An 18258-nucleotide genomic window follows, 5' to 3' on the forward strand; every position below is an offset into this window, starting at 1 on the left:
CTGATGTGGTCTATGTCACGGTAGCTTCGGCGCGCGCCGTCACCCCCGTCGGCGCTGTCGAGGAGCGCCCATGTCCACACCGCGGAAGATCGCCACCACCCTCGCCGCCGTCCTTCTGCTCGCCCTGACCACCGCCACCCCCGCCCAGGCCGCCACCCCGCCCACCAAGACCCCGGTCGCCGGGTCGTTGGGCACCTACAACGTCTCCGGCGTCTACGTCGCCGGTGTGTCCTCCGGTGGCTACATGGCGACGCAACTGCACGTCGCCTACTCGTCCCGCATCCGCGGCGCGGCGGTGTTCGCCGCCGGGCCGTACTACTGCTCGCAGAACACCGTCGCGCAGGCGCTCTACGGGTGCGGCGACAACGCGTACCCGACGAACCTGACCGCCCTGCAGACCTACACCCGCACGTGGGCGTCGTACGGCTGGGTCGACCCGGTCGGCAACCTGTCCGGCGATCCGGTGTACGTGTTCCACGGCGGTAACGACACCACCGTCAAGAAATCCGTCACCGACGACCTGGTCCGCTACTACCAGCACTTCGGGGCCAGCGTGCAGTACGACAGCGGCTCCGCCGCCGGTCACTCCTGGGTCACCCCGTACGGCACGCTCGGCTGCACGGCGACCGCGTCGCCCTTCCTCAACGACTGCGGCACCGATCCGCAGAACGCGTTGCTGCGCAAGCTGCTGGGCGGGGTGAACGCACCGAACACCGGCGCACTCGGCGGCACGCTCGTCCGGTTCAGCCAGAACACCTTCGCGGTCAACGGCTGGGCCAACGGGTTGAGCATGGACGCCAACGGTTACGCGTACGTCCCGTCGGCCTGCGCGGCCGGCCAGTCGTGCCGACTGCTGGTCTCCCTGCACGGCTGCGCGCAGGGAACCGGCGCGGTGGGTACGGCCTTCGTCGACCGGGCGAACCTCAACCAGTACGCCGACACCAACAACCTGATCGTGCTCTACCCGCAGGCGGGCACCAGCCTCAGCAACCCGAACGGCTGCTGGGACTGGTGGGGCTACCTCGGCGCGACCAATTTCCCGATCAAGGGTGGCGCGCAGGTGGAGACCATCATGAACATGGTCCGTCGCCTGGACGGTTGAGCGGCCGGGCCGGCCGGTCGAGGGTGCCGGCCGGTCGAGGGTGCCGGCCGGTCAGCCCAGGAACAGCTGGACCAGCACCAGCCCGGCGAGCAGGGCCAGCCCCCGTGAGCCCTGGCGCAGCAGGTCGACCGGGACCATTCCGAACGGGGTGTTGACAGTAGCGCCGCCGTAGCCGATGGGCGGACGGGTTCCGGCCCGGAACGCGGCGGCCACCACCCCTAGCGCCAGAGTCGGTGCCAACCACGCAGGCCCCGGCTCGACAGTCGGCACCGTCAGCAACCACCACAGACCCGCGCCGACCGCCGGCACCACCACGTGGACACCGCGCAGCAGGTTGTCGCTGCCCCCGAGCGCCCGACGCAGCCCGGGTGAGCGGCTGATCGACCGCAGACCACCGGTCAGCCGGTCGACGGCGAGGTACGCGAACACCACCTGCGCGGCACCGGCCAACCCGGGCAGGGCGAGCGCGGCAGCGTACTGCACCCCGATCAGCGCCGCCCAGATCAGCACGGCGCTCGGGTGGCGACGCAGCCGCCGTACGTCGGCCTGGAGCAGCAACCACCAGCCCGGACCGGCCAGGAACCGGCTGCTGCGGACCTTGCCGACCCGGCGCCACCGCCGGCTCTCCACCAGCCCGGCGAGGAGACTCGGGTCCAGCAGGATCGTCGCCGTGGAGGCGGCGTTGGCGAACTGGGCGCCGGTGGTCAGGGTGGCCCGGTCGACGCGGGGCAGCGCGCGTACCGCGAGGACCGTGCCCAGGGCTGCGAGGGGCAGCGCGACGGCGAACAGCGCGACGGTCGGGGTCGTCGTCGGTCGGGGCAACGCGTCGCCCAGGCCACCGACGAGCACCACCGCGCCGGTGATCACGGCGGCCGCCGTCAACGGGACCGCACCGGCCAGCGTCGGCCACCGTCGACCCGCCCGGCTGCTCTGGGCGACGACGCTGAGCGCCAGCGCGGCCGCGCCCCAGCCCGCGCCGGCCGCGGCCGCCCAGCCCAGGGCACCCGGGTCGGTGACACCGCCGAGCGCGGCGACGGCCACCCCGAGCGCGGCGGTGCCGGCCGCAGCGCTGACCAGCAGCAGGACGAAGCGCGGCGCGAGCCAGGCCCGCCGGTCGACCGGCGCGCTCGTCGCCCAGCTCTGCGTGGCCGGGGTGACCAGCAGCGGTCCGAGCGCGCGCAGGCCACGCCAGGCGAGGCCGGCGCCGGCCAGCAGCGCCGCGACCGCCAGCCACCAGCGCACGCCCGGCTCGGCCTGCCCCACCGTGGGGGAGTCCAGCAGGTCACGACTCGCGCTGATCGCGAACCACCCGTACATGCCCACGAACAGGACGATCACGTACGCGCTGCCCAGCACGTCGCCGAGGGAGTGGTCGTGGTGTCGGCTGCGCGCCTTCCGCAGGTGTGTCCGCAGTTGCCGCGCGGTGGGTACCCCGGTCGGCGTGTCGGCGATGGTGGCCGTCGGGGCGGTCACCGGCCGATCTCGATGCGCTCGTCGACCACCGCGTCGATCAACTCCGGGTCGTGCGAGGCCAGCAGCACGGCGGTGCCCGCCTCGCGCTCCCGGAGCAGGCGCTCGGTGAGCCACTGCCGCCCACGGACGTCCAGCCGCTGCTCGGGCTCGTCCAGGATCAGCACCCGACGGGGTCGGACGAAACAGGAGGCGAGCGCCAACCGGCGGCGTTGCCCGCTGGACAACGTCACCGGCAACTGGTCGCGGGCCGGCTCCAGACCCAGCTCGGCGAGGACCTCCTCGACCGGCTCGGAGTCGCCCCCGTGCGCGTACGCGACCAGTTGCAGGTGCTCGACCACGGACAGGTCGGGGAAGAAGTCGATGTCGTCCAGGGCGGCGGCCACCAGCGCCCGCACCTGCGGGTCGGTCTCGTCGGCCCGGCGACCCTGCACCAGCACCTCGCCCGCGTCCGGCCGGTCCGCGCCGACCACACAGCGCAGCAGGGTGGTCTTACCGCTGCCGTTCGGGCCCAGCACCACGGCGATCCGGCCCGCCGGGAGCGTGAAACTCACGTCGTCGAGCACCACCAGGTTGCCGAAGCTGCGACTGAGTCCCCGTACCGCGAGCGCGTCCACGATCACAGAGTCTCCCAGAGCCCCGCCACCGACCAACCCGAGCGACCTACGTCACGCGGTCCGCGGCGTCGTTCTCCAGCCGCGCGTCGGCGGCGGCCAGCCCCTGCTCGTCGCCGACCTCCTCGGCGACCGTCGCCGCGTCCGCCCAGTGCCGCTGCGCGTCGGCGTGCTCGCCCAGCGCGGCGCAGGCGTCACCCAGGTAGAGCAGGGTGCGCGCCAACCCCGCCGTGGGTCGTGTCTCCTCGCGCAGCCGTCGACTCTCGGCCAACAGGTCGTACGCCGTGCGCGCCTGCCCCGGCGTGCTGGTCAGCAGTGTCGCCCCGGCGTTGAGCAGCGCCGTCGCCCGGCTGGTCGGGTCGTTGACCGAGTCGTACTCGCGCAGCGCCGCCCGCCACGCCTGCGCGGCGTCCAGGTGCTCGCCGAGGCCCGCGTGCACCAGGACCAGGTTGGTCAACGCCGCCGCGTACCCGCGGGCGTCACCCACCGACCGGAACGTGTTGGCCGCCCGCACCAAATGGTGGTGCGCGCTGTCCAGCTCACCCCGGGCGAGCTGCGCCGCGCCGAGACCCAGGTCGGTGAGCGCGTGACCGGCCCGGTCGGCCCCGGAACGGTGTCGCCGGGACATCTCCAGGTGCTCCACCGCGTCGTCGAGCTGCCCCAGGTCGAGCAGGGCCAGGCCGAGGTTCATCCGGGCCTGGGCGGTGCCACCGCGCCCGCGTTCGTTCACCGCGAGGGTGAGCGCGGCCGCCGCCCCGTGCGGATCGTGCCGCCGCCGACGCAGCACACCCAGCTCGTTGTGCGCCCACCCGGCGATCTCCGGTCGGTCGTCGGCGGTCGGCGTGGCCAGCACGGTGCGGCAGACCTGCTCCCACTCGTCGAGCCGCTCGGCGTACGCCAGCCACCCGCAGAGCGCCACGGCCAGCCGGAACCACCACCGGCGGACCCGTCGGGGCAGTGTCTCGGCCGCCCCGGCGGGCACGCGCACGACCGCCAGCAGCAGCTCCTGGTGCAGGTCGAACCAGCCGTACGGGTCGTCGTCCAGCGGAAGTGACCACTCCCGGTCCGGTGGGGAGCCGAGCACCGCCAGGTTGGCCGCGTGCTGTTCGGCCCGGCGCGCCAGGTGCCGGGTCAGCCGGGCCTGCGCGGCGACCCGGGCGCGGACCGGGTCGGCGTCGCGCAGGTGCAGTCGGGCGCTGTCGGCGAGCAGCGGGCGGATCTCGTACCGGTCGCCGGGCGCGCCGACCACGAACGCCGCGGCGGCCAACTGGTCGAGCAGCGTGGTCACCCGCTCGGTGTGCCGCCCGGCCAGCGCGGCGATCGTCGGCCGGTCGACCGGGGCGGGGATCAGCGACATCACCCGGTACAGCCGTCGGGCCTCGCGGCTCAACGCCCGGTACGCGGTGTCCCGCTCGGTGATCAGACGCGCGGCCGGTGACACGGCGAGCCGCTGGTGTGGTGGGGTCTGTACCGCGCGGCGCAGCGCGTCCAGCACGTCGGAGTGCCGCCAGCCGTGCTGCGCGGTGCGATAACCGAGCGCGCGCACGGTGCGCGGTTGTCGGCCGCACAGGTCGACGATCTCGCGGACCGCCGGGTCGGTGCGCGGGTCGGCACGGCGAACCCGGGCGGCCGGCGCGGCCCCGCCTGCGGCGGCGAACAACTCGACCGCCTCGGAGGTGCCCGGCTCGGCGATCCAGTGCGCGACCACGCCCTTGAGCCCCATCAGCGCCGGGCCGCCGGCGAACAGCAGCCGGCAGGTGCGCGCGGTGGGCGGCAGCAGGGGCCGGACCTGGTCGGGTCGGTCGACGTTGTCCAGCACCAGCAGGATCCGGCGGCCGTCGAGCTGGCCGCGCAGCGCGTCGGCCGCGGCGACGAGCGCGTCCGGCCGCCCGGAGGTCGGTGGGGCGGTGCCCAGGATCCGGGCGAGCGCGGTGAGCACCTGCTGGGCCGAGCGGGGTCGGCCGTGTCGGCGCAGGTCGAGGTAGTACTGCCCGTCCGGGAAGTCCTCCCGGCACAGGTTGGCGGCCTGCACGGCGCACGCGGAGGTGCCCACCGCGCGGCGGCCCAGCACGGCCACCGCGTGTTCCCGGGAGAGCAGCCCGACGACCGCCTCGACGTGCTCGACGCGACCGGTGAACTCCGCCGTGTAGGGCAGGTTCGGCGTGCCGGCGGCCGGTGTGGTGAGCACGTCCGTCGGTTCGGGGTCGACCTCCCGGTCGGCCCGGCGGCGACGAACCTCGTACCCGACGAAGCCGAGGATGCCGCCGACGGCGAGGGCGATGCTGGTCGGCCCGAGCACGCTGGCCGCCAACTCGGAGAGCAGGTTGCTGGCGAGGTTGCTGACCAGGTTGGCGAGGACGCCGCTGACCACCCCGCCGATCGCGATCAACGCCGGCCAGCGCGGGCTGCGGCGGCCACCGCCCGGCCTGGTCAGCGGACACCCCCGGAGACGAGCCCGGCGACCAGGTGCCGCCGCGACAGCACCACCAACACCACCGGCAGCACCGAGGCGAGCACCGAACTGGCTGCGAGGGCGCCGCTGTTGCTCACGAAGCTGCGGGTCTGCTCGGCCAGGAACGGCCCGAGCGGCGACGCCCCGGGCCCGCTGAACAGTCGACCCACCACCAGGTCGTTCCAGACCTGGACGAACTCCAGCACGGACACCGCCACCACCGCCGACAGGTTGTGCCGGGCCAACCGACGCAGGGTGTGCCACCACCGACGGCCGCCCAGCCGGGCGTCGCGCACCTGCTCGACCGGCAGGTCGGCGAACGCGTTACGCAGCACCAGGACGGCGAACGGCACACCCAACGCGGTGTGCACCAGGGCCAGACCCTGGGTGGTGCCGGAGGAGAGCACCAGGCCCAGCACCTCGTTGACCGGACCGGCGATGACCTGGACCGGAACGACGCTGGCGGCCAGCAGCACCAGCCCGGTGGCCTGCGCCGCCGGCCCGGTCAACCAGGCCAGCGGGTACGCGGCCAACAACGCGACCACCAGCACCGTGGCGGTGACCGCGGTGGCCAGGAGCAGGGTGAAGCCCAACGTGCGCCACAACTCGGTGCCGGTGACCAGGTCCCGGTAGGACTCGCCGTCGGGTGCCGTCGACCACCAGCCGCGTGCGGCGGCGTCCACCCTGCCGTGTGCCGAGGTGGCGACCAGCACCACGAGCGGCACCAGCCAGGCCACCGCCGCGCCGACCGCGAGCAGCCGGATGACCCGCCGGGGCGGGGCCACCGGACCGGGCGGCGGGGCCGCCTCGGCGGGCGGCGGCGGCCAGGACTGCCGGACGAACAGTGCGGCCACCATGATCCCGCCGACGACCGCCACCAACCACACCACGCCGAGCGCGGCCCCGTCGCCGGTGGTGGTGCCACCCGAGGTCTGCCAGATCCGCAGCGCGAGCACCGACGCCTCGTCGCGCACCGAGCCGGGCGTCATGACCAGGATCAGGTCGAACGTGCGGCTGGTGCCGACCGCCACCAGGGCGAAGACCACAGCCGTGGTACGCAGCAGCAGGGGCCGCCACTGCGCGTCCCACAGGACGTGCCGACGCCGTCCCCCGTAGGCGCGGACCGCGTCGGCGAGGCTCGGCGGCACCGCGTCCAACGCGGACCGGAACACCAGCACGGCCAGGCCCACCCAGGCCCAGACGAACGCCGACATCAGCGCCACGGTGACCAGCCCCGGCCCGAGCAACTGCGGCGCGTCCTCGGCCGAACGGCCGGTCAGCCGGGCGGCGACCAGGGTGGCCAACCCCCGGCTCGGGTCGGGGTCGTACATCAGCCGGAAGGTGACCCCGGTGACGACCAGCGGCAACGCCACCGGCACCAGGAGGATCAACCGGACCAGACCGCCCTCCTCGGAGCGGCGCGACGCGGCGGCGAGCAGGTAGCCCAGCGCGGTCACCACCGCCGGCACCAGCAGTGCCCACAACACCGTCCGGCCGACCACCGCGCCGGTGCCCGGGGCGGCGAGCGCGGTCCGGAAGTGCTCCGCGCCGACCCAGCGGCCGTCGGTGGTGACGCTGGCGTGCATGGTGCGCAGCACCGGCCACAGCACGAGCCCACCGAGCAGCACGGCGGCCGGCAGCAACAGCGCCGAGGTCGCCCCCGCCGCCGGATAGGCCCGGCCCCGCCGGGGTGGCCCGACGTCGTCGAGCACGGCCAGCTCGCCGAGGACCGGCGTCCGGCTCATCGGCCGCCGCCCGCGTTGCGGGCCGCCAGGGCGAGCTGACCGGTGGCGCGGCGGATCGCCTCGCCTACGCCCACACCGTCGGTGACGTCGGCGAAGAAGCCCTGCATGATGCGCCAGATGCCGACGCCGTCCGAGCCGGTGAACGCGCCCGGCAACTGGTCGGAGAGGTCGAAGCGCAACGTGCCGGGCGCCTGCATCTCCCGGGCGAGCCGCCGACCGACCTCGTCGGCGTAGCTGGTGATCGGGACGTTGGTGTTGGGCGAGAGGTAGCCGCCGGCGCGCAGCCAGGACCGGAACGAATCGGCCTTGGTGAGCCACTGGACCAGCTCCACCCCGCCCGCGGAGCCCGCGAACGCCACCGCCGCGTCCCCACCGACGATCAGTGGGCCGCCTCCCGGTCGGGTGCCCGGGAACGGGAACGTGACGGGTGCCTCCGGGCCGCGCTGGAACGGGCCGACGACGTCTGCGGTGAAGTCGGCCCCGCAGAGCATCACCGCACGCCGGGAATACACCACCTGGATCACCGACTCCTCGTACTGGGTGAGCAGGGCGCGACGGCCGCCGCCGAGGAACGCGCCGTCGATGCTCCAGAGCCCGGCCAGCCGGTCCAGGGCGTCCCGCACCGGCCTGCCCTGCCAGTCCGCGTCCGGCCCGGCGAGAGCGTCGTAACTCTCCGGTGCCACGTCGGCCAGGACGTTCTCGAACCAGTCGGTGAGCACCCAGCCGTCCGCGGCGCCGATGGCCAGGGGCGCGGGACCGTCGCCGCGCCGGGCCGCCGCGCCGAGCCGCCGGGTGCGCTCGACCAGCCCGTCCCAGTCGGTCGGCTGCTCGGGGAGCATCGACGGCAGGTGCCAGACCAACGACTTGTGCGCCGCCTTCACCCACACCCCGTAGCGCCGACCGTCGGCGGTCAGGAGGTCACCCAGCCCGTCGGGTACGGCGTACTCGCCGGACGGGCGCACCGTGCTCAGCCAACCGCGCTCGGCGTACTCGGTGACCAGACCCGGGCGGGGCAGGATCGCCACGTCCGGGCTGGTGCCCGCGAGGTGCCGGGCGCGCAGGAACGCGTCGATGTCGTTGCCGGCGCTGACCACCTGCACCGACCCGGGGTAGTCGGCGACGACCCGGCGGAACCGGTCCAGCTCGCTGGTGCTCCAGACCACCGCCACCTGCACCGACCGGGTTCCGCCGGAGCAGCCGGCGGTCACCGCGGCGACACCCGCGGCGGCGGCGCGCAGCACTGCGCGACGGCTCGTCCGGCCGGTCGGTCTCATCGGGTCGCCTCGCTCGGCTCGGTGACGAGGTCGTGCCGGATCGGGATCTCGGCCAGGGTGGCCGGGTCGGCGGTGCAGACCAGCACGGCCACCCCGGGCGCCTCGGGTGGGGAGAGCCGGGGCATCAGGTCGGCGAGGCGGCTGTCACCGGCCGACCCCGCCGGGAGGTCGACGACGAGCACCTCGGGCAGGCAGGCCGCCGCCCGGGCGAGCGCCACCCGGAACCGTTGGGCGGCGGAGATCTGGTGCGGCAGCAGGGTGAGCGACAGCGCCAACTCGAGCCGGTCGACGACCGTGGTCGTCCAGTCGTCGGCCACCTCGTGCACCCGTTCGCGTTTGCGCTGGCCGTACTCGATGTTGCGGCGCACGGTGAGTTGCGGCAGCAGCGCGCCGCCGGCCGGCACGTAGCCGATCTGCCGGCGGGGCGGCGGCAGCGCGGTGACGTCCCGTTCGCCGACCAGGATGCGGCCGGTCACCGGAGCGGCGAGGCCGACCAGGACCCGGGCGACGGCGGTGCCGAACCGGGGCGGGGCGACCAGGGCGGCGAGCGTGCCGGCGGGGACGTCGAGGGTCACCGGCCCGGTGCCGGGGACGGCGACCAGTGCGCGTAGCCGTAACGTGACCCTCACCTCCGGTGACCGCTGGGCGAACGCACCCAGGGTGGCACACGATGCCGACAATCGATGCCCTCGGGCATCTCCACTGTGGAGATGTCGGAAGCCGGTCAGTCGGCGGCGTAGAGCGCGGCGAGCCCGGCCGCCGTCGCGGCCAGGCGCTCGCGCAGCGCCGCCGGGGCGAGCACCTCGACGTCGGCGCCGAGGCGCAGCAGGTCACCGTGGGCATGGGTGAGCGACTCGATCGGCAGCACGGCGGTCACCCAGCCCCGCTCGTCCGGCGGCCCGGCGCTGGCCTCCACGGCCGTCACCACCGGGTCGCCGGCGACCTCCCGCAGTCGCTCCCGACCGGCGGGGGAGAGTCGTACGGTGGCCTGGTCGCGGTGCAGTCGGGCGCGGAACCCGACCACGTGCTCCCGCCACCACGACGGCAGGTCGAAGTCGGCGGGCCGGTCGAACTCCTGCGCGAGCGGAGTCAGGGCGAGGATCTGGCTGACCCGGTAGGTCGCCGGCGCGCCCCGGCCGGGCTGGTCGGCCACCACATACCACCGGCCACCCTTGAGCACCAGGCCGTACGGCTCCAGCACCCGGGTCACCTCACCGTTCCAGCTCCGGTAGCGCACCTCGACGCGGTGTTGCCGCCAGACCGCCTCGGCCGTACGCGCCAACTCCGGTGAGGCGTCGCCGTCGGCGTACCAGCCGGGCGCGTCGAGGTGGAAGCGTTGCTGAAGTCGGGCCGCCCGGTCGCGCAGCGGTGCGGGGAGCGCGGCGTGCAGCTTGAGTTGCAGCGCGGCCACCACATCGCCGTAGCCCAGCTCGTCGGCGGGGCCGGGCAGGCCGGCCAGGAACAGCCGGTCGGCCTCCTCGGTGGTCAGCCCGGTCAGGCGGGTCCGCCAGCCGTCGACCAGCTGGTAACCGCCGGTGTGCCCGGCCTCTCCGTAGAGCGGGATGCCGGCGGTGTGCAGCGACTCGACATCCCGGTAGATGGTGCGGGGCGAGACGGCCAACCGCTCGGCGAGCTGGGCGGCGGTGAGCCGACCGTGGGTCTGGAGCAGCATCAGGACGGAGAGAAGGCGACTGGCCCGCACTTCACTGACACTAGCTGTCAGGGGATCGCTCGTACCGTCCCGGCATGGCATTTCGCGACAAGGATCTGAGCACGCCGGAACCGATCACGGTGGACGGTCGACAGCTCAAGCGCTACCACATCGACCAGCCGGAACAGCGGATCGAGCCGGAGGTGGAGAAGGCCGCGTACGACCTGCTGCCCGCCCTGCTGGCCGACGTCGTGGACGACGGCACCCCGGCCTCCGGGTGGGTGGTGCTGCACCGGGGCGCGGACACCGGCGCCTACCTGCTCGCGTACACCTGGGTGTGGGACAACGCGGTGGAGGTCCGCGTCGCCGCGGCCGGGCAACCGGCGCTGGACTGCCCGGACCAGGACCCCACGCACTTCGTCGAGCTGCGTCGCCCCGCGGTGGGCTGCGTCTGGGAGTTGGCGGTGCTGGAACACGAGCGGGCCGCCTGGGTGCGGCACATGCTGGCACCGGAGAGCCCCGACCTGACCGACTATCTGCGCGACACGCGAGCGGAAGGGCCGGTGGGCCACTGATGGGCGACTTCGACTTCTTCACCGGCACCTGGAACGTCGTCAACCGGCGGCTGCGCGAGCGGCTGGTCGGCTCCGACGAGTGGGAGGAGTTCCCCGGGGTGTCTGTCGCGCACGGCTTCTTCGCCGGAGGCGGCAGCTTCGACGAGATCACCTTCCCGACCAAGGGCTCCGCCGGTGCGACGATCCGGATCTTCGACCCGGCCCGGCAGGAGTGGTCGATCTACTGGATGACCAGCGGCAGCGGAGTGCTCGAACAGCCGCCGATGGTGGGACGCTTCGTCGACGGGGTCGGCCACTTCTACGCCGACGACCAGCACGAGGGGCGACCGGTGCGGTGCCGGTTCGTCTGGTCGGACATCAGCGCGACCACCGCCCGCTGGGAGCAGGCGTTCTCCGTCGACGGTGAGCAGACCTGGGAGACCAACTGGATCATGAGCTTCACCCGGGCGTCCGACTAGCGGCTTCCGACCCATTCGGGTGCGGTGTTAGGGTCCGTCCACCGCCCCGGATGGAGGAACGCCGAATGGCCTCCGACCACGTCGACGTGCTGATCGTCGGCGCCGGGCTGTCCGGCATCGGGGCCGCCTGCCACCTGACCCGGGACTGCCCGGACAAGACGTACGCGGTGCTGGAGGCGCGCGACGCCGTGGGCGGCACCTGGGACCTGTTCCGCTACCCGGGCATCCGCTCGGACTCGGACATGTTCACCCTCGGCTACGCGTTCAAACCCTGGACCGCACCGAAGGCCATCGCCGACGGCACGACCATCCGGGAGTACGTCGACGAGACCGCCCGGGAGTACGACGTGCAGCGACACATCCGCTTCCGGCACCGGGTGCTGCGCGCCGAGTGGCACAGCGCCACCGCCCGCTGGACGGTGCACGCCCAGCGCGTCGACACCGCCGAGACGGTGGTGCTGACCTGCTCGTTCCTCTTCGCCTGCACCGGCTACTACCGCTACGACGAGGCCTACACACCACCGCTGCCCGGCGTCGACGCGTACGCCGGGCGGCTGGTGCACCCGCAGCACTGGCCCGACGACCTCGACCACACCGGTCAGCGGGTGGTGGTGATCGGCAGCGGCGCCACCGCGGTGACCCTGGTGCCGGCGATGGCGCAGCGGGCCGCCCACGTGACGATGCTGCAGCGCTCACCCACGTACGTCATGGCGTTGTCCTCGCGGGACCGGCTGGCCGACGCGTTGCGGCGCTGGCTGCCGGCGGCTGCCGCGTATCCGGTGGTGCGCGGGAAGAACGTGCTGCTGTCCACGGTCACCTACCAGCTCAGCCGGCGCGCCCCCGGCCTGGTGAGACGGGCGTTGCGTCGGGCCGCCGCCGGCCGACTCCCGGTCGGGTACGACGTCGACAGGCACTTCTCACCCCGCTACGACCCGTGGGACCAGCGGCTCTGCGTGGCACCCGACGGTGACCTGTTCACCGCCGTGCGGCAGGGCCGGGCGTCGGTGGTCACCGACACCGTCGACACCTTCACCCCCGGCGGTGTCCGGCTGACCTCCGGCGACGAGCTGCCCGCGGACATCGTGGTCACCGCCACCGGGCTCAACCTGCTCGCCGTCGGTGGCCTGACGCTGCGGGTGGACGGCGTCGACGTCGACCTCGCGAGCACCGTCGCCTACAAGGGCATGATGCTGTCCGGCGTGCCGAACTTCGCGCTGACCCTCGGCTACACCAACGCGTCGTGGACGCTCAAGGCCGACCTGGTCGCCGGGTACGTCTGCCGTCTGCTGCGGCACCTGGACCGCACCGGCCAGCAGGTCGTCACACCGCTCCCGCCGCCCGACGCGCGACGGGTGCCGCTGATCGACCTGCGCTCCGGCTACGTGCTGCGCGCCGTCGACGCGCTGCCCAAGCAGGGCGCCGACGCGCCGTGGCGACTGCACCAGAACTACCCCCGTGACGTGCTGCTGATGCGGCACGGCAGGCTCACCGACGAGGGTGTGCGGTTCTCCCGGGCCGGTGCGGCGGTCGCGCCCACCGGCACCCGACGTCCCGTGTCGTCCGAGCGTCGGTGACCGCCAGGAGAGGAGCACCCCGTGCGGAGGTTCGAGTTCACCGGCGGAACGGCCGTGGTCACCGGAGCGGCCAGCGGCATCGGTGCGGCGTTGGCGCAAGCGCTGGCCCGTCGGGGCAGCGACCTGGTGTTGCTGGACCGCGACGCGGAGCGACTGGACGCGGTCGTCGCCGCGATCCGCGTCGCGCACCCGGACCGCCAGGTGCACACGTACGTGGTGGATCTCGCCGACGCGACCGGCACCGCCCAGGTGGCCGCGGAGATCGGCCAGCGGCATCCGCGCGTGCGGCTGCTGGTCAACAACGCCGGGGTCGGCCTCGGGGGCCGGTTCGACCAGGTGACGTTCGACGAGTTCAGCTGGGTGATCGACGTCAACTTCCGGGCCGTGGCGCAGCTGACCCACGCGCTGCTGCCCACCCTCCGGGCCGAACGCGGCGCGCACCTGGTCAACATCTCCAGCCTGTTCGGGCTGATCGCACCCGCCGGGCAGGCCGCGTACTCGGCGAGCAAGTTCGCCGTGCGCGGTCTCACCGAGGCGCTGCGCCACGAGCTGGTCGACGACGGCATCGGGGTGACGTCGGTGCACCCCGGCGGCATCCGTACCCGCATCACCGAGAACGCCCGCATCGGCAGCGGCGTCTCGCACGAGGAGTACGCGGCCGGCCGGGCACAGTTCGAGAAGCTGCTCACCATCGCGCCGGAGCGCGCCGCCGAGGTGATCCTGCGTGGCGTCGAGCGTCGTCGCGGTCGGGTGCTGATCGGCTGGTCGGCGAAACTGCCCGACCTGCTGGCCCGGGTGCTGCCGGGCTCGTACAACCGGCTCCTGGTCACCGGCCTGAACCGGGGCGTCGTCCGCCCGACGCCGGCTGTGCCCGCGCCACGCCCCGCCGCCGACGCCGCCGCCGACGCGGCCCGCGAGGTGGCCTGACCGGCACCGCGGTCAGGCCGGGTCGCCCACCGTCGCGCTGGGGCCGACGTCGCGGCGACGCAGCAGCACGGTCACCGTCACCAGGGCGACCAGCAGGGCCGCGAGCGCGTACACCGGGGCCGGGCCGAGCGGCGCGAACAGCGCCAGCAGCGCGACGACCGGGAAGGCCACGACCACCACGCCGTGCTGCTGCCGCCGCACGTGCAGCACCCAGATCGTGAGCAGGAAGACCGCGACGGGGATGCCCACCGCGTACCCGGCGGTGCTCTCCGAGATGTGCGCCTTGCCCCGGTCGACGTCCACCGCCGCGCCCAGCCCGGCCCCGATGGCGGCGATCGCCGCGAAGACCAGGTAGTGGCCGTAACCCCAGACCAGGGAGTACGGCAGCCGGTCGGGCGCCTCGATCCGCCGGTCGAAGTACAGCCACCAGAGCGCGAACACGATGACCGCGCCGGCCGCCGCGAGTGACCAGAGGTCGTGCTCACCGGCGTCGAGCCCGGTCTGGATCGCCATCGAGATGGCCAGCACCGTCTCGCCGAGCACGATGAGGGTGAACAGCCCGTACCGCTCGGTGATGTGCCGCGGATGCCAGGGCGTCATGCCGGGGCGTTCGGCCACCGCCGGTACCAGCAGGTCGGCCAGCAGGAGCAGCACGAACGACGCGATGGCCCACTCGGCGGGGAGCAACAGCCGCAGCAGCCACCCGATCTGCACCACCGTCACGCCGATCGCGTAGCGGCGTGCCGCCGGGCGGTGTCCGGGGTCGCCGACCGCCGCGCGGGTCCAGTGCACGACGGCGGCCAGCCGCATCACCACGTACCCGTAGGTGATGACCGCGAAGTCTCCGTCGGCGAAGGCACGCGGCACCCCGGCCGCCAGGATCAGCGCACCGGAGATCTGCACCAGGGTGGTGATGCGGTAGACGTCGTCGTCGGTGTCGTAGGCCGAGGCGAACCAGGTGAAGTTCACCCACGACCACCAGATCGCGAAGAACACCATGACGTAGCTGCGCACCGCGTGGCCGAGGTGGCCCTCGGCGACGTCGTGGTGCAGACCGCTGGCCGCCTGCGCCACCGCCACCACGAAACACAGGTCGAAGAACAGTTCCAGCGGCGTGGCCGCGCGGTGCGGCTCGTCGCGTCGACGCGGTCGCATCGGCCGGTAGAACGGCCGTACCGAACGGGAGTCGGTCAACTGCGCTCCTCAGCGCCGGCTCAGGAGCGCCGCCGCCGACCGTGGGTCAGCCCCTCCAACACCAGGGTCAGGCCCGCGCCGACCAGCCAGACGTCCTTGGCCAGCCCCGCGCCCTGCTGGGTCGGGCGGATGCTCCCCGGCTCCCGCAAACCCGGCGTCTTCAGGTACAGCTGCACCAGACCCGCGCCGAACGCGGTCAGACCGAGCCCGACCAGCGGCGCCGGGAAGAACGGCGCGATCAGCGCGGTCCCGAGGGCGACCTCCGAGTACGCCAACAGCTTCGCGAAACGCGCCGGCTCGAACTGACCGAGTTGGGGCATCGCCGTGACCGCCATCCCGTGCATGCTCTCCGCGGCGGCGCCCTCCAGGTTCCGTTTCTGCAGACCCGAGTTGAGGAAGTACGCACCGATGCTGACCCGTAGCGGCAGGTGTGCGAGTTTCATTGTCACTCCCGTTGGCCGTGGTCGAATGCGGCCCGCGTACCCCGGCCCGCCCGCGATAACCGCAAGGCGGGCTGGGCCGGCCGTGGTGATCGCGGTAGGTTCGCCGAGGGCCCACCGCCGAGCCCGTGGCACCCCGCCCCCGCTCGGCGCCCGGCCCTGCCGCAGACCACCAGCAGGAGGCGAAGTGAGCCAGGAAGTCCGGGGAGTCATCTCCCGCAGCAAGGGCGCTCCGGTCGAGGTCACCACCATCGTGGTGCCCGATCCCGGCCCCGGTGAGGCCGTCGTCCGGATCCAGTCCTGCGGTGTCTGCCACACCGACCTGCATTACCGCGAGGGTGGCATCAACGACGACTACCCGTTCCTGCTCGGCCACGAGGCGGCGGGCATCGTGGAGCAGGTCGGCGAGGGCGTCACCGACGTCGCCCCGGGCGACTTCGTGGTCCTCAACTGGCGGGCGGTCTGCGGGGACTGCCGCGCCTGCCGCCGAGGACGCCCCTGGTACTGCTTCAACACCCACAACGCGAAGCAGCGGATGACCCTCACCGACGGCACCGAACTCGCCCCGGCGCTGGGCATCGGCGCTTTCGCCGAGAAGACCCTGGTGCACGCCGGGCAGTGCACCACAGTGGACCCGGCGGCCCGACCGGCCGCCGTGGGTCTGCTCGGCTGCGGGGTGATGGCCGGGCTGGGCGCGGCGATGAACACCGGCAACGTCACCCGGGGCGACTCGGTCGCCGTGATCGGCTGCGGCGGTGTCGGAGACGCCGCGGTCGCCGGTGCCGTCCTCGCCGGGGCCACCACGATCGTCGCGGTGGACACCGACAGCCGCAAGCTCGACTGGGCCCGCCGGTTCGGCGCCACGCACACCGTGAACGTCTCGGAGACCGACCCGGTCGAGGCGATCCGTGCCGCCACCGGGGGTTTCGGCGCCGACGTGGTGATCGACGCGGTGGGCCGACCGGAGACCTGGAAGCAGGCGTTCTACGCCCGCGACCTGGCCGGCACCGTGGTGCTGGTCGGCGTACCGACCCCGCAGATGCAGATCGAGTTGCCCCTGCTGGACGTCTTCGGGCGCGGCGGCGCCCTCAAGTCGAGCTGGTACGGCGACTGTCTGCCCAGCCGGGACTTCCCGATGCTCACCGAGCTGTATCTGCAGGGGCGGCTCGACCTCGACGCGTTCGTCACCGAGGAGATCGCGCTCGATGCGGTCGAGACCGCGTTCGAGCGGATGCACCACGGCGACGTGCTGCGCTCGGTGGTGGTGTTCTGATGACCGCCCGGGTCGACCGCGCGGTCACCGCCGGCACGTTCTCCCTGGACGGCCAGACGTTCGACGTGGACAACAACGTCTGGGTGATCGGTGACGACAGCGAATGCGTCGTCCTGGACGCGCCGCACGACGCCGCCGCCATCCTCGCCCTGGTGGGCGACCGGCGGGTCCGCGCGATCCTGGCCACCCACGCCCACGACGACCACGTCCGGGTGGCGCCCGAGCTGGCCGAGGCCACCGGTGCGCCGGTGCTGCTGCACGCCGCCGACCGGGTGCTGTGGGACATGGTCCACCCGCACCTGCCGCCGCACGGCGAACTGCACGACGGGCAGAGCATCGAGGTGGCCGGCACCACCCTGCGGGTGCTGCACACCCCCGGGCACAGCCCCGGGGCGTGCAGCTTCCACGCCCCGGACCTGGGCGTGGTCTTCACCGGGGACACGCTCTTCGCCGGCGGCCCGGGTGCGACCGGCCGCTCGTACAGCGACTTCGACACCATCGTCCGGTCGATCCGCACCCGCCTGCTCACCCTCCCGCCGGAGACGGTCGTGCACACCGGCCACGGTGACGACACCACCATCGGCGCGGAGGCCCCGCACCTTGAGGAGTGGTTGGCGCGCGGCCACTGAACCGCGCGCGGGTGTGCGGCTCAGCGCCCGTCGGCCGCGCCCAGCACCGTGGGTCGAAGACGAGCCAGGCCGCCGGCGCACCCCCGTCACCCTGACGTGGGGCGTCCGCCACGTCCGTCAGCGGCGAGGCGACCCAGGGGGTACGTCTCATCGTGCGTCGTCCCGCCCATGATGCTCCCTTCCCGACGCTGCGACCGTACGGCGTTAGGATCGCGCGCATGGCCGCCGAGCACAGCGCACCTGTCGTCCGCCAGCTACGCCTCGTGGTGGAGGCCGACGACTACGAGGCCGCCGTCGCGTTCTTCCGGGACGCGCTCGGCCTGCCCGAGGAAGCGGAGTTCGTCAGCGACGGAGACGCCCGGGTGATGATCCTGGAGGCCGGCCGCGCCACCTTGGAGATCGCCAACCCGGCCCAGAAACGCATGATCGACGAGGTCGAGGTGGGGCGGCAGGTGGCGCCCCGGATGCGGGTGGCCTTCGAGGTGGACGACACCGAGGCGACCACCGCCCGGTTGGTCGCCGCCGGGGCGAGCGAGGTCGCGCCGCCGACGCGTACACCGTGGGACTCGCTCAACTCCCGCCTCGACGCGCCCGCCGGCCTGCACATCACCGTCTTCCAGGAGTTGCTCGCCCCCGGCGAGGGCGTCGGGACGCGGGGCGCCGAGCCCGGACCTGACAGCGACGTCTGAATCGGGCAGCTTGCGGGCCACCCGCTCTCACCCCGCACCTCGCGGTACAGCTCCGGCACGTCCTCGTTCGGCACGACGAGCCGCACGTAACCTCACACACCGTGCCCGACCTGGATGCCCACTCACGGTAGCGGCAAGTGGCCCGCCGTCCGGCCCTCCACCCGGCCCCACAGGGGGCAGGCCACCCCTTT

At 73.6% G+C, this 18258-nt stretch carries 17 protein-coding genes; 8 read left to right on the forward strand and 9 right to left on the reverse strand.

What is annotated here, in order from left to right:
- Window positions 1–70 precede the first annotated feature (70 nt).
- A complete protein-coding gene (locus O7616_RS19190) occupies window positions 71–1102 on the forward strand; it encodes a PHB depolymerase family esterase (RefSeq protein WP_282303272.1) in 1032 nt (343 codons plus the stop codon).
- 51 nt (window positions 1103–1153) lie between these two features.
- On the opposite strand, the gene O7616_RS19195 is transcribed toward O7616_RS19190, so the two are convergent.
- From O7616_RS19195 to O7616_RS19225, 7 genes are all read right to left on the reverse strand, one after another.
- A complete protein-coding gene (locus O7616_RS19195) occupies window positions 1154–2575 on the reverse strand; it encodes a DUF6297 family protein (protein WP_282303273.1) in 1422 nt (473 codons plus the stop codon).
- A complete protein-coding gene (locus tag O7616_RS19200; RefSeq protein ID WP_282303274.1) occupies window positions 2572–3195 on the reverse strand; it encodes an ABC transporter ATP-binding protein in 624 nt (207 codons plus the stop codon). The genes O7616_RS19195 and O7616_RS19200 overlap by 4 nt, the downstream gene beginning before the upstream one ends.
- Window positions 3196–3235: 40 nt before the next feature.
- A complete protein-coding gene (locus tag O7616_RS19205) occupies window positions 3236–5575 on the reverse strand; it encodes a hypothetical protein (protein ID WP_282303275.1) in 2340 nt (779 codons plus the stop codon).
- 41 nt (window positions 5576–5616) lie between these two features.
- Window positions 5617–7383, reverse strand: coding sequence for an ABC transporter permease subunit (locus O7616_RS19210; protein ID WP_282259917.1), 1767 nt, complete (start codon window positions 7381–7383; stop codon window positions 5617–5619).
- Window positions 7380–8657, reverse strand: coding sequence for an extracellular solute-binding protein (locus O7616_RS19215; protein ID WP_282303276.1), 1278 nt, complete (start codon window positions 8655–8657; stop codon window positions 7380–7382). The genes O7616_RS19210 and O7616_RS19215 overlap by 4 nt, the downstream gene beginning before the upstream one ends.
- Window positions 8654–9286: an ATP-binding cassette domain-containing protein gene (locus O7616_RS19220; protein ID WP_282303277.1), complete on the reverse strand. Its 633-nt coding sequence runs from the start codon at window positions 9284–9286 to the stop codon at window positions 8654–8656. Before O7616_RS19220 ends, O7616_RS19215 begins: the two co-directional genes overlap by 4 nt.
- A 95-nt stretch (window positions 9287–9381) precedes the next feature.
- Window positions 9382–10359, reverse strand: coding sequence for a YafY family protein (locus O7616_RS19225; protein WP_282303278.1), 978 nt, complete (start codon window positions 10357–10359; stop codon window positions 9382–9384).
- A gap of 44 nt (window positions 10360–10403) precedes the next feature.
- Between O7616_RS19225 and O7616_RS19230 the strand changes: the two genes are divergently transcribed.
- The 4 genes from O7616_RS19230 (at window position 10404) to O7616_RS19245 (ending at window position 13842) form a co-directional block, all read left to right on the forward strand.
- The gene (locus O7616_RS19230; protein ID WP_282303279.1) at window positions 10404–10883 is read left to right on the forward strand and encodes a hypothetical protein; all 480 of its coding nucleotides are present in this window, start codon (window positions 10404–10406) and stop codon (window positions 10881–10883) included.
- A complete protein-coding gene (locus O7616_RS19235; protein ID WP_282303280.1) occupies window positions 10883–11341 on the forward strand; it encodes a hypothetical protein in 459 nt (152 codons plus the stop codon). The genes O7616_RS19230 and O7616_RS19235 overlap by 1 nt, the downstream gene beginning before the upstream one ends.
- 65 nt (window positions 11342–11406) lie before the next feature.
- Window positions 11407–12915, forward strand: coding sequence for an NAD(P)/FAD-dependent oxidoreductase (locus O7616_RS19240; RefSeq protein ID WP_282303281.1), 1509 nt, complete (start codon window positions 11407–11409; stop codon window positions 12913–12915).
- Between the two features lie 21 nt (window positions 12916–12936).
- Window positions 12937–13842 carry an SDR family NAD(P)-dependent oxidoreductase gene (locus O7616_RS19245; protein ID WP_282303282.1) on the forward strand — a complete coding sequence of 302 codons (906 nt, stop codon included), beginning with the start codon at window positions 12937–12939 and terminating at the stop codon, window positions 13840–13842.
- A 12-nt stretch (window positions 13843–13854) separates the two neighbouring features.
- On the opposite strand, the gene O7616_RS19250 is transcribed toward O7616_RS19245, so the two are convergent.
- Both O7616_RS19250 and O7616_RS19255 read right to left on the reverse strand, forming a co-directional pair.
- Window positions 13855–15036 carry a low temperature requirement protein A gene (locus O7616_RS19250; RefSeq protein ID WP_282303283.1) on the reverse strand — a complete coding sequence of 394 codons (1182 nt, stop codon included), beginning with the start codon at window positions 15034–15036 and terminating at the stop codon, window positions 13855–13857.
- Between the two features lie 20 nt (window positions 15037–15056).
- Window positions 15057–15479, reverse strand: coding sequence for a DoxX family membrane protein (locus tag O7616_RS19255; RefSeq protein WP_282259905.1), 423 nt, complete (start codon window positions 15477–15479; stop codon window positions 15057–15059).
- Between the two features lie 184 nt (window positions 15480–15663).
- On the opposite strand from O7616_RS19255, the gene O7616_RS19260 reads away from it, so the two are divergent.
- From O7616_RS19260 to O7616_RS19270, 3 genes are all read left to right on the forward strand, one after another.
- The gene (locus tag O7616_RS19260; protein ID WP_282303284.1) at window positions 15664–16749 is read left to right on the forward strand and encodes an S-(hydroxymethyl)mycothiol dehydrogenase; all 1086 of its coding nucleotides are present in this window, start codon (window positions 15664–15666) and stop codon (window positions 16747–16749) included.
- On the forward strand, window positions 16749–17378 hold the full coding sequence (locus O7616_RS19265; RefSeq protein WP_282303285.1) for an MBL fold metallo-hydrolase: 630 nt from the start codon (window positions 16749–16751) through the stop codon (window positions 17376–17378). The genes O7616_RS19260 and O7616_RS19265 overlap by 1 nt, the downstream gene beginning before the upstream one ends.
- Window positions 17379–17596: 218 nt before the next feature.
- Complete coding sequence (locus tag O7616_RS19270; RefSeq protein ID WP_282303286.1) at window positions 17597–18067, forward strand: VOC family protein; 471 nt, start codon at window positions 17597–17599, stop codon at window positions 18065–18067.
- Window positions 18068–18258 lie beyond the last annotated feature (191 nt).

Source organism: Micromonospora sp. WMMD964, from assembly GCF_029581455.1.
Taxonomy (GTDB): Bacteria; Actinomycetota; Actinomycetes; order Mycobacteriales; family Micromonosporaceae; genus Micromonospora.